Raw genomic sequence first — 11,578 nt, 5'->3', positions numbered from 1 at the left:
CGAAGCCGCAACCCCAACCCGGATGCCCACTTGCCGGGTCGACAGACCCGCCATTCTCAGCCGTACAATCTCGCGCACATCGCGCATCGCTATCCGCTCCACTGGCATTCATCTGCTCCCTTGATCAGCCAAAGGGAGTGAACCTGAACCAACCAGCAGAGACCTCAATCCGGCCCCTCCTCGAACCCGCCCACATGGGCGAATTAAAGTCGGAACGGGTGGGCGAATTAACGTCGGAATGGGTGGGCGAATAGATCCCGGAATGCCGGGCGAGTTACTCCCGGAATGGTGGGCGAATTGACCCCGGAATCAGCAATTGCCCGGCACCACACCATTGGCTACATCCCTCTACGTCACCCTGGGGACAAAAAAATGCCCCGCCGGTAAACCGGCGGGGCAAGTTAACAGGGAGGCTTCACGTCTGGGAGACGTTGGGACCCGAAGGTCCCCATCCGGCCGGTAAGGGCCGGATATCGAACGACACAAGCACACACGCCCATGCCGAATTCCACGGCTGCTCTAACAGCCTACGCAAGAGATATGCCCTCTATAGCGTATTGGAAGTCCCGTTTGTGTGAACCCGCCATGAAATTGTCGCATATCCCCAAACGCCACCCTACCTGTGATCGCATGTCTGGCGGATGGGATGGGGCTGGTGGAAAGAAGAAAGGCCAAGGGGCTCTGCCCCCTGGACCCCCGCTAAGGGCAGAGCCCTTAGAACCCTTTAGTTTTAGGCAAGGGGAGGGCGCTGCCTCGGTGGTTCAACTGATCTGGCGTTTGTCGCCCTCCCCTTGCCTAAAACTAGTGGATTTTAAAGGCTCCGCCTTTAACGGGGTCGAGGGGCAGAGCCCCTCGCCTTCTTCTTTTCCACACGCCCCATCCCCTCTGTCAGACACCCAATCCACAGGCATGGAGGTTCGTGGTGAGTGAGCGGTATGACGTTATTGTTATCGGATCGGGGCCGGGTGGGGCGTCGCTGGCGCAGCGTCTGGCGCCGACCGGCAAGCGCATTCTGATCATCGAGCGTGGCGACTATCTGCCGCGCAGCCAGAAAAACTGGGATTCCCAGACGGTATTTGTCGATGGCGCGTACCAGACCAAGGAGACCTGGCACAACCGCAAGGGCGACAAGTTCCAACCCGGCCTGCATTATTTCGTCGGCGGCAACTCGAAGGTCTACGGTGCCGCCCTGTTCCGACTGCGCGAGCGCGATTTCGAAACCATCGTCCACAAGGACGGCATATCGCCCGAATGGCCGGTCAAATACGATGTGTTCGAGCCGTATTACGCCGAGGCGGAGCGCCTGTTCCATGTCCACGGCAAGCGTGGCGAGGACCCGAACGAGCCTTGGTCGAGCGGCGATTTCCCGCATCCGCCGGTCAGCCACGAAGCGCGGATCGAGGAATTGTCCGCCAGTTTCACGCGCGATGGCCTGCACCCGTTCCATCTGCCGCTGGGCATCCTGCTCGACGAACGCGACGGCAAGCCCACCCCCACCAGCACCTGCATCCGCTGCGATGCGTTCGATGGTTATCCCTGCCTGCTGAACGGCAAGGCGGATGCGCAGGTCATGTGCATCGACCCCACGCTGGCGCTGCACCCGAACGTCACGCTGCTGACCAACGCCTATGCCGAAACCCTGGAGACCGATGCCCGGGGCCGCAGCATCACCGGCGTCAACGTCATCCGCGCTGGCGCGCATGAGCGCTATGAGGCGGATATCGTGGTCACTGCGTGCGGCGCGCTGAGTTCGGCGCTGCTGCTGCTCCGCTCGGCGAACGATGCCCACCCGACCGGCCTTGCCAACGGCTCGGACCAGGTGGGCCGCAACTACATGCGCCACAACCAATCGGTCCTGATGGCGCTGCTGCGCGAACCCAACGACACCGTGTTCCAGAAGACCCTCGCCGTGAGCGATTTTTATTTCGGCACGGATGACTGGGATTATCCGCTTGGCCTGATCCAGATGTGCGCAACCTCCCACGCCGACCAGATCCGCGGCGAATCCCTGCCGTCATGGCTGAGCTTCCTGCCTGAAATGCCGTTCGAAACCATGGCCCGCCACTCGATGGATTTCTGGCTCTCCTCGGAAGACCTGCCCCGCAGCGAAAACCGCATCACCCTCGCCAACGACGGCCGCGTCTTCCTCGATCTCGAGCCGAACAACATGGAAGCCCACCACCGCCTGAAAAAAAAGCTCGAAGCCGCAATGAGCAAGGCCGGCCCCAACCTCGCCATGCTCGACCGCTCACTCTACCTCGGCAAAAACATCCCCCTCGGCGGCACCGCCCACCAGGCCGGCACACTGCGCTTCGGCACCGACCCCACCCAATCCGTGCTCGACCTGAACTGCAAAACCCACGAGATCGACAACCTATACGTGACCGACGCCAGTTTCTTCCCCTCGATCGGCGCGGTAAACCCCACGCTGACGATCATCGCCAACGCTCTACGGGTGGCGGATCACATCAAGCAGAGGATCGATCCATAGGAGCGTCTAGGCAGGAAGTAGTTCTTTTTTGTAAAAAAGAACCAAAAAACTTTTATAGGCACACGACCTGATAAGCTTGACAGTATAGGCAAGCCGGTACGATCGCAAAACTTGGGTCAGGTAAAATAACATATGTTCAAGCCGGCCATTTAGGCAAACCCGATACCGAGCTTGTCTGCGTAAATCGGCGCATGCGGACCGATCCGCGACGCGTCTGGAATATACCCGCCCCGATGTGTCGGGATTCTTTACACATGCACTCGTGTCGTTCCGTTATGATATTGAATTCCCATCGAAAAATTTCTGGCACGCCTTTTGCTACGTTCTTTTATTGCTATGATCCGATTGAAAAACTTCAACGAAGGGAACCATCGACCATGCCGATCAACCGCCGGCTAACCCGGCCACTGATCCTCTCCGCGGCAAGAACCGGCTTCGTCTGCGGCGCGCTGGCAATGCTCGCGCCACTGGCGCAAGCGGGCACCATCGGCACCGGACCCACCACCATCAAATACACGGGCGCCATCGTCGATTACACAGTCCAGACGGCCGGAACTTATCAAATCCAAGCCATCGGCGGCGGTGGCGATGGAGGTAACGGCGGCCTTGGTGGCGGCGGTGCAACCATAACCGGCGATTTCAGCCTGACCGCCGGCGAAATCCTGGCGATCCTGGTCGGGGGTGGCGGCCAATCATTGGGCGGCGGTGGCGGCGGCAGCTTCGTGGTCGCACCGGCCAATACGCCGCTGGTCATCGCCGGCGGCGGCGGCGGCAAATACCAATCGAATGGCCACAACGGTACCGGCGGTAACAACGGTACAAGCGGTCTCAGCACGAATGCTGGCTACATCAAAGGTGGCACCGGCGGATCCGGCGGCGGCGCCTTCGCAAGCGCCTTCAATGGCACCGGTAGCGGGGGCGGCGGATTTAACGGTAACGGCAAGCCCGGCGCCAGCGGAACCGGCGGTGGCAGCAGCTTTTTGAATGGCGGTGCCAATGGGTTCGGCGGCGGCTTCGGCGGCGGTGGCGGCGGCACCGGTTTCAGTGGCGGCGGCGGTGGCGGCGGTTACAGCGGTGGTGCTGGCGGTGCCCCAGTCGGATCCACCGGCTACGGCGGCGGCGGCGGTGGATCGTTCCTGGCCAGCGATGCTACCAACCCCGTACTGGTCGCCGGCGCATCCGGAGCCGAGAGCGGCGCCGGCGCAGACGGCCAGGTAACGTTCAAACTCCTGTCGCCCATACCCACCGCCGTGCCGGAACCGGGGTCGCTGGTGTTACTCGGTACCGGCTTGGTCGGCATCGGCCTGATCAGCCGTCGCCGCACCCGCAAAGCGACCCGCTAGCCAACGCCCGGCACAGGCGCCCGCGAATCGGGCCGTGGTGCCGGATGATTGCCGGCAATCAAACAGGCGAGGGCCGACATCACATACTGTCGGCCCCAACCACGGCGATATAACCTTGCGCCGGGGGGGCATGCACGGCCTCGCGGAGACTAGCCTTACCGGACCGCCCGGTCATCGAGACAATGCCCATCCGGATCACGCACGACCCCATCAACGCCCGCCACCAAAACCCGCGTCGCCACCACGTCACCCAAAGCCCAACGCCCCGCACCAACCCCCGGTGGCGCCCGATACTCCAACAACTCCAGATGCGGCGCCGCCTGTCCCGGCACCGAAAGTGCCGTCACCACCACCTCCGGTGCCTCCAACCCATCGAGCGCCGCCTGCGCCGCCCCGACATTCACCGATCCCCCGGACCGCTCAAACCCCAACCGCCGATAAAACGCCTCACTCCGCGCCGTATCCGCCACCACGATCGCCGTATGATCGATCCCGCGAAACAACGCGCCCTCACCCCGCCAGCACGCCGGCGCACCACCCGCCGGAAACGCCAACAACTCCAGCGGATGCCCCTCCGGATCACGAAACTTCCACGCCGTCACCCCGCCCGATGATGCCGGCAACACCTGCGGCCCGCCGAGCGAAACCGCAATCGCACCCGCCGCCAACGCCCGCCGATGCGCCGCCGCCATATCATCCACAACGATCGCCATATGCTGAAACCACGGATCATTGCTCGCCCACGGACGCGGATAATCCACCCCGGTCGCCGCCTCCAACACCACCCACTGCGCCCCCAACGCAAGCGGCCCGCCATCACCAATTCGGCGAAACCCCAGCCCCGCACAATAGAAGTCCGCAAGCCCCGCCACATCCCGCGCCATCAGCACCACACCCGCAATCACGGCGCCTGCACCCCGCGCGTATTCAGGAACACCGCATACAAAACCCGCGACCCGCCAATGAACAGCCGGTTCTTGTGCAACCCCCCGAACGTCACGTTTGAAACCCGATGCGGGATCAAAACCTTCCCCAGCAACACCCCATCCGGCGCAATGCAATGCACCCCATCCGCGGCACTGCTCCACACATTGCCGTCTTCATCCACCCTGAACCCATCGGCATAACCCGGCATCACCTTGTGAAAAACGCCACCACCCCGCAGCGTCCGCCCATCCCCGCCAACCTCGAACACCCGAATGAACTGGCGCGGCTCCGGCTTCGTCTGATCCCCCGTCTCACTGACATACAACAACCGCTCATCAGGCGAAAACGCCAGGCCGTTCGGCCCCTCGAAATCATCCGCCACCACCGTAATCTCGCCACGGTCCGGATCGAACCGATACACCGCCGGTCCCTGCTCGGAACTCTGCCGCCCACCCTCGTAATCGGTCAACAACCCATACAACGGGTCGGTGAACCAGATCGTCCCATCCGACTTCACCACCACATCGTTCGGTGCATTCAATCGCCGCCCGGCATGATGCCCCACCAATCGCACCACCCGCCCGTCATGCTCGGTCCGATATAAACACCGCCCCTGATGCGAACACGCAACCAACCGCCCCTGCCGGTCCCGCGTCTGCCCGTTCGCATAATCCGAGGGTGCCCGATACACCGACACACCCTGATCCTCACTCCACCGCATCGTCCGGTTGCGCGGCAGATCCTGAAACAACAGGCAATCCGCATCGCCAACCCACACCAACCCCTCGATCCACCGAAACCCGTCTGCCAAAACCTCCAACTCCGCATTCGACAAAACATAACGGCCGAACCGCGGGTCGATCACCTCGAACACCCTCATGCAAACCGGCAAACCTGCCCGATCGTCGGCGCCGCATCGAACTGCACCACCATCAACACCGCCGGCTCATCCCCGATCGTGCCCGATCTGTGCCCCTGTCGCCCCCCAGCCTCCCGCGTGTTCTGATCCTCGCCAAACGAAACCTCGCCCGGCCCCATCTCCACCCGCGTCCCATCCATCGACTCGACAAACCACCGCCCCGATAACGGAATAATCCACTGCGGCCTCGGATTCTCATGCCACTCACCCACCCAGCCCACCGGCTGCACCGTCACCATCACCGTCATCCCGCCATGCATCCGGCTGCCCTGCCACTGCGGCGCCGCCCCAGCCCCCATCGCCTTCATGACAAAATCCGTCATCGCACACCGCGTCTGATGACTGACCCCCTCACCATCGGTCCATAAATGCCAATACGGCACACGCGGCGTCTCGTCCGTCATCCGATCTGCTCCGATGGTGGGTGGGGGTGCGGTTGAAGTAAGGAAGGCGAGGGGCTCTGCCCCTCGACCCCGCTAAGGGCGGAGCCCTTAGAACCCCTTAGTTTTAGGCAAGGGGAGGGCTGTCCAAGCCAGACACACGACAAGTGCGAGGCAGCGCCCTCCCCTTGCCTAAAACTAGTGGATTTTAAAGGCTCCGCCTTTAACGGGGGTCCAGGGGGCAGAGCCCCCTGGCCTTCCTTGCCCCAACCCCCACCCCCACCCACCATCGGCTCAGGGCCGATGTGGCAGATACGGGTGGGTGGAGCCGAGCGGGTGTGTAAACAGGGCGCTGGTGCCATGGATTGTGGTGCCGAAGGTGATCAGCAGGAAGCCGCCGGCGAGCGAAAAGTTTTTCAGGAAATCCCAGAGCAGATCGCGCCCGTGGCTGGTACCGGCGTGCCAGAAATCGCCGGGTTTCCAGAACTGCTTGAACAGGGCAGCGGTTGCCATGCAGTAAAGTGCCAGGATCAGTGCTGCGAGCCGATCTGCGATACCGGTCAGCACGCCGATCGACATAACGATTTCAATGAACAGACCCACCAGGATCGAGCCGGTGGCGAGCAGCGGTGCGGTAAAGACCTGTGTGGCTTGAGCGACCGCGCCGCGGAAGTTGATGATTTTATCGAGCGCGCTGAACGGAAAAAACAGCATGACCAGCAGGTAGCGCACCGCCAGAGTGATCAGCATTAGCTTGTACCTTGTCCCGACACGACCGGGATATGGTCGCCCCGATCATGCCGGACAAGGCGGTACCCGATCACGCCGCGCGGCGCACCGGTTGGTGTTGCAGCAATGTGATGAAGGCTTTGTTGAAGGCCGGCAGATCATCGGGTTTACGCGAAGAGACCAGATTATGATCGACCACGACTTCCTGATCGACCCACCGTGCCCCGGCGTTGAGCAGATCGGTTTGCAGCGACGGCCAGGACGTCATGTGCCGATCCTTGACCGAATCCGCCTCGATCAGCGTCCACGAGCCGTGGCAGATTACCCCGATCGGTTTCTGCGTATCGGCAAAATGCTTCACGAACGCGACGGCGCGCGGCATGGTGCGCAGCTCATCGGGGTTGGCCACGCCGCCCGGCAGCAATAGCGCATCGAATTCATCGGCTTTGGTGTCAGCAAGGCTACGATCGACTTTGACGCTGTGGCCCACATCGTTGTGGTTCATGCCGACGATCTCACCATGATGCGGTGCGACGACAAACACATGCGCCCCGGCGGCCTTGAGGGCCTTCATCGGTGATTCGAGTTCCGCGAGTTCAAACCGATCCGATGCGAGGATGGCGACTTTCATTGATTCGAGTGTCATGCGACTCTCCCTTTCCAGAAGCGATAGGCTTCTCAAGGTCAGAACCACATGCGCCAGATGCAAGCGCCGATCTGCGAAATGTCCGATTGTTCACCCTGCGGTTGGGTGCAGTGCGTTATACCTACTGATGCCCGCGTAGCAATGCCAGAATGCCATCCAACTGGCCCAGATTTTCATATGCAAGGTTCACCGAACCGCTTTTACCGTTGAACCTGATCCGTACGCGCAGCCCGAGGATCTCAATCAACTCACGCTCCAGCATCCGCGTCACTGAATTCACATCCGGCGCCAGCGGCGCGGGGGGCGCCGGTTTGGGTGTCAGCGCCGCAGCGACCATCGCTTCTGCCTGGCGCACGGTCAAACGGTTTGCAATAATCGTCCGCGCCCCGGCCTGCGGGTCCGGGTGCTGCATCAGCGCGCGCGCATGGCCCGAGCTTAGATCGCCCGACCGCAGCGACGCCTGCACATCGCTCGGCAGGTTCAACAGACGCAGCATGTTCGTAATATGCGGGCGCGATTTGGCCACCGCGGTCGCCAGATCTTCCTGGATCATGCCGAACTCATCGAGCAACCGCTGATAGCCCTCCGCCTCCTCGATCGGGTCGAGGTCCTGGCGTTGCAAATTCTCGACCAACCCGGCCGCCATCGCATCCGTATCGGATAGTTCCCGCACCAGCACCGGCACTTCATGCAACCCGGCCCGCTGTGCCGCGCGCCAACGCCGTTCCCCGGCAATAATCTGATATTGCCCCGCCTGCCCCGGAAACGACCGCACCAGCAACGGCTGCAACACCCCGCGCGATTTGAGCGAGGCGGCGAGTTCTTCCAGTGCATCCTCATCCATCGCCCGGCGCGGCTGAAACGGGCCTGGGAGCAGACTGGCAATCGCCAGATGCCGCGCCCCTTCGGTGGGTCCAATGCCTGCATCCATCGTCGTGTCACCCATCAACGCGGCCAGACCCTTACCCAGTCTGCGCGGCTGTTCCTTCAAACCCATATCACGCCGCCCCCAAGCCGGCCGGCAATGTCTGCCGTCGCAAAAACTCCACCGCAAGGCTCACATAGGCCTGCGCCCCCGGCGAGCGATAATCATACAGCAGCACTGGCTTGCCGTGGCTGGGCGATTCAGTCACACGGATGCTGCGTGGAATCGCGGTCTCGAACACATCCGCCTTGAAATAGGCACGCACATCATCCGCCACCGCCTGCCCCAGATTGTTCCGCCGATCGAACATGGTGAGCACCACCCCTTCCAGTGCCAGGCGCGGATTAAGCGTGCGGCGTACCAGATTGATCGTTCGCATCAACTGACTGATCCCTTCCAGCGCAAAGAATTCGCATTGCAACGGAATCAACACCGAGGACGCTGCAACCAGAGCGTTCAATGTAAGCAGGCCCAGGCCGGGTGGGCAATCGATAAACACATAACCAAATTGTCCGACCAGCCCTGGTTCGGCCAAAGCCCGTTCGATCAGGTGTTCTCGCGAATCGACCTGCGCAAATTCCAGATCGGCGCCGATCAAATCCTCGGTCGCGGGAATCATGAGCAGACCCGGCACCTCGGTCGGCAACACCAGCGAAGCGGCGGGCGCCTCCCCTGTCAGCAGCGCATAACTACCAAGTCCACGCTCGTCGGCCGCAATACCAAAGCCGGTGCTGGCGTTGCCCTGCGGGTCCATGTCGATCAGCAACACCCGCTCACCACTGGCCGCCAGCGCGGTGGCCAGATTGATTGCCGTGGTGGTCTTGCCGACGCCGCCCTTCTGATTAGCGATGGCAATAATTTTAGCCTGCACGGCGTACCTCGGAAATGCGAAGAATCATGGCCTCAGGGTCCGTCTGGCTGGCAAATCGCTCCACCGCCATCCGCCAATCGGCCGCCGCCGCTGCAATCTCTGCTTCAGCATTGCGCCCCTTCATGAACAAACAAATCCCCCCCGGTGCCAGCAATGGCATCGCATACGTCAGCAAATCGGGCAGCGGCGCCAGCGCGCGCGCCATCACCAACGCGGCCGGCGCAACCACCGCCGCCTCGATCCGCTCCGGCAGTACGGTCGCACTCAAACCCAGCGCCGCCACCACGGTCTGCAAAAACGCAGCCTTGCGGCGATCCGCTTCGATCATCGTCACATGAATATCCGGCCGCTCGATCGCGACCACCATGCCAGGCAACCCGGCACCAGACCCCAGATCGATCGCGTGCGTCACCCCGGCCGGAATCAGTGGCAAGATCTGTCGTGAATCAAGAATATGCCGCTCCCAGATCGCCTCATCAGTCGCATCCTTGCGGGCGATTAGATTGATCTTGCCGGTCCATTTTTTGATCGACGCCGAATAGGTCCGAAGTGGTTCATTTGTTTCACGTGAAACAAAGGGCCCAGAACGGACCTTTTTATCCTCTTCCATCAGCATCAAGCTGCCAGCGCAGGCGATTTGCGGAGCGCCGCGAAAATCGCCCCCATCGCCGCTGGCGTCATGCCTTCCAGCCGTCCCGCCGCGCCCAGCGACGCCGGCCGCACCCGCTCCAATCGCCCAACCAATTCGGCCGACAACCCGCCGACCGACCGATAATCGAACGCCGGCGGGATACTCACCGCTTCATCCTTCGCTCGCGCCCGAATCTCGCCGGCCTGCCGATCCAGATAGCCGGCATACAGCCGATCCGCCGCAACAATCCCCACCGCCGCGGCCCCTGCCGCTTCGCCACGCCGCGTCCGATCGACCGCGGCCCGCAGCCCCGCAAACGCCGCCTGCCGCGCGGTCCCGACGCACCCCCAGCCAACCCCCAACGGCGTCAGCCGCAAATCCGCGTTATCCGCTCGCAAACTCAACCGATGCTCCGCGCGTGACGTGAACATCCGGTATGGCTCGGTCACGCCCCGCGTCACCAGATCATCGATCATCACGCCGATATACCCTTCCGCCCGCCCCACGGTCACCGCAACCAGGCCGCCGGCCCGCCGCGCGGCGTTGATACCGGCCAGAATCCCCTGTGCCCCAGCCTCTTCATACCCCGTCGTGCCATTGATCTGCCCGGCCAGATACAACCCCGGCAGCGCGCGCACCGCCAGCGCATGATCGAGCGCGCGCGGATCGACGTAGTCATATTCCACCGCATAACCCGCCCGCAACAGCACCGCCCGCTCCAGGCCCGGCATGGTGTGAATGAACGCCTCCTGCACCTCGACCGACAGGCTGGTGGAAATGCCGTTCGGATACACCGTGGCGTCATCAAGCCCCTCGGGCTCCAGAAAAACCTGGTGGCGCGATTTATCGGCGAACCGCACCACCTTGTCCTCGATCGATGGACAGTAGCGCGGCCCGACCCCTTCGGTTCGACCGCCATACACCGCCGAGCGGTGCAGGTTGGCGGTAATAATCGCGTGGGTCGCCGCCGTGGTTTCGCTGATCCGGCAGGAAATCTGCGGATTGGTTACGGCGCGCGTCATCAGGCTGAACGGCACCGGCGCCACCTCGCCCTGATCCTCCGGCAGACCATCCCAGTCGATGGAACCCCGATCCAGCCGCGCCGGCGTGCCGGTTTTCAACCGTCCGAGCGGCAGGCCGAGGGCCAGCAGCCGCGCCGCCAGCGCGTTCGATGCGGCATCGCCGACCCGGCCACCCGCCTCGGTCCGCTCGCCGAAATGCAGCATACCGCGCAAAAACGTCCCCGCCGTCAGCACCGCGGCACGACACGCAAGCCGCTGGCCCGAACCCGTGATCACCGCGCGCAACGCGCCATCCGGCCCGATTTCGAGATCAGCCGCTTCACCTTCCAGCACGGTCAGATCATCCTGCGCCGCGATCATGCCCTGCATCGCCGCGCGGTACAGCGCCCGATCCGCCTGCGCGCGCGGCCCCCAAACGGCCGGTCCCTTGGTGCGGTTGAGCATCTTGAAATGAATGCAGGCAGCATCCGCCGCGCGGCCCATCAACCCGTCCAACGCATCGATCTCACGGACCAGATGCCCCTTGCCGATGCCGCCGATCGCCGGGTTGCACGACATCTCGCCGATTCGATCGGCCCGATGCGTCAGCAGCGCCGTCCGCGCCCCGACGCGCGCCGAAGCCGCCGCTGCCTCGCAGCCCGCATGCCCGCCACCGATCACCACAACATCGAAATTCATATGATTCACGCTCATG

Annotated in this window: 11 protein-coding genes; 2 read left to right on the top strand and 9 right to left on the bottom strand. The window is 62.8% G+C overall.

Annotated features, from left to right (window positions below; translation table 11 throughout):
* The first annotated feature begins 922 nt into the window (after positions 1-922).
* Together BW994_RS09605 and BW994_RS20415 are read left to right on the top strand one after the other, a co-directional pair.
* A complete protein-coding gene (locus BW994_RS09605; protein WP_035229192.1) occupies positions 923-2,491 on the top strand; it encodes a GMC oxidoreductase in 1,569 nt (522 codons plus the stop codon).
* 275 nt (positions 2,492-2,766) lie between these two features.
* The gene (locus BW994_RS20415; RefSeq protein WP_281247770.1) at positions 2,767-3,834 is read left to right on the top strand and encodes a PEP-CTERM sorting domain-containing protein; all 1,068 of its coding nucleotides are present in this window, start codon (positions 2,767-2,769) and stop codon (positions 3,832-3,834) included.
* Positions 3,835-3,989: 155 nt separating this feature from the next.
* Here BW994_RS20415 and BW994_RS09595 read toward each other — a convergent pair whose 3' ends face one another.
* The 9 genes from BW994_RS09595 to mnmG all read right to left on the bottom strand — a co-directional run bounded on the left by BW994_RS09595 (position 3,990) and on the right by mnmG (position 11,577).
* On the bottom strand, positions 3,990-4,739 hold the full coding sequence (locus tag BW994_RS09595) for a VOC family protein (RefSeq protein WP_029312376.1): 750 nt from the start codon (positions 4,737-4,739) through the stop codon (positions 3,990-3,992).
* Complete coding sequence (locus BW994_RS09590; protein WP_029312377.1) at positions 4,736-5,641, bottom strand: SMP-30/gluconolactonase/LRE family protein; 906 nt, start codon at positions 5,639-5,641, stop codon at positions 4,736-4,738. The genes BW994_RS09595 and BW994_RS09590 overlap by 4 nt, the downstream gene beginning before the upstream one ends.
* Positions 5,638-6,084 (bottom strand): cupin domain-containing protein, encoded by a 447-nt coding sequence (locus tag BW994_RS09585; RefSeq protein ID WP_029312378.1) that lies wholly within the window; start codon positions 6,082-6,084, stop codon positions 5,638-5,640. The genes BW994_RS09590 and BW994_RS09585 overlap by 4 nt, the downstream gene beginning before the upstream one ends.
* A gap of 270 nt (positions 6,085-6,354) precedes the next feature.
* A complete protein-coding gene (locus BW994_RS09580; protein WP_029312379.1) occupies positions 6,355-6,810 on the bottom strand; it encodes a DoxX family membrane protein in 456 nt (151 codons plus the stop codon).
* A gap of 70 nt (positions 6,811-6,880) precedes the next feature.
* Positions 6,881-7,435 (bottom strand): type 1 glutamine amidotransferase domain-containing protein, encoded by a 555-nt coding sequence (locus BW994_RS09575; protein WP_029312380.1) that lies wholly within the window; start codon positions 7,433-7,435, stop codon positions 6,881-6,883.
* Between the two features lie 121 nt (positions 7,436-7,556).
* Positions 7,557-8,432 (bottom strand): ParB/RepB/Spo0J family partition protein, encoded by an 876-nt coding sequence (locus tag BW994_RS09570; protein WP_029312381.1) that lies wholly within the window; start codon positions 8,430-8,432, stop codon positions 7,557-7,559.
* 1 nt (position 8,433) lies between these two features.
* Positions 8,434-9,231 (bottom strand): ParA family protein, encoded by a 798-nt coding sequence (locus BW994_RS09565; RefSeq protein ID WP_029312382.1) that lies wholly within the window; start codon positions 9,229-9,231, stop codon positions 8,434-8,436.
* Positions 9,221-9,847 carry a 16S rRNA (guanine(527)-N(7))-methyltransferase RsmG gene (gene rsmG / locus BW994_RS09560; protein WP_139334058.1) on the bottom strand — a complete coding sequence of 209 codons (627 nt, stop codon included), beginning with the start codon at positions 9,845-9,847 and terminating at the stop codon, positions 9,221-9,223. Before rsmG ends, BW994_RS09565 begins: the two co-directional genes overlap by 11 nt.
* On the bottom strand, positions 9,847-11,577 hold the full coding sequence (gene mnmG, locus BW994_RS09555) for a tRNA uridine-5-carboxymethylaminomethyl(34) synthesis enzyme MnmG (RefSeq protein ID WP_029312384.1): 1,731 nt from the start codon (positions 11,575-11,577) through the stop codon (positions 9,847-9,849). The genes rsmG and mnmG overlap by 1 nt, the downstream gene beginning before the upstream one ends.
* Between the last annotated feature and the right edge of the window lies 1 nt (position 11,578).

It is taken from the genome of Acidiphilium rubrum, from assembly GCF_900156265.1.
In the GTDB taxonomy this organism is placed as follows: Bacteria; Pseudomonadota; Alphaproteobacteria; order Acetobacterales; family Acetobacteraceae; genus Acidiphilium; species Acidiphilium rubrum.
The sequence above is the reverse complement of the archived record's forward strand: the minus strand, read 5'-3'. Positions and strand labels throughout refer to the sequence as shown.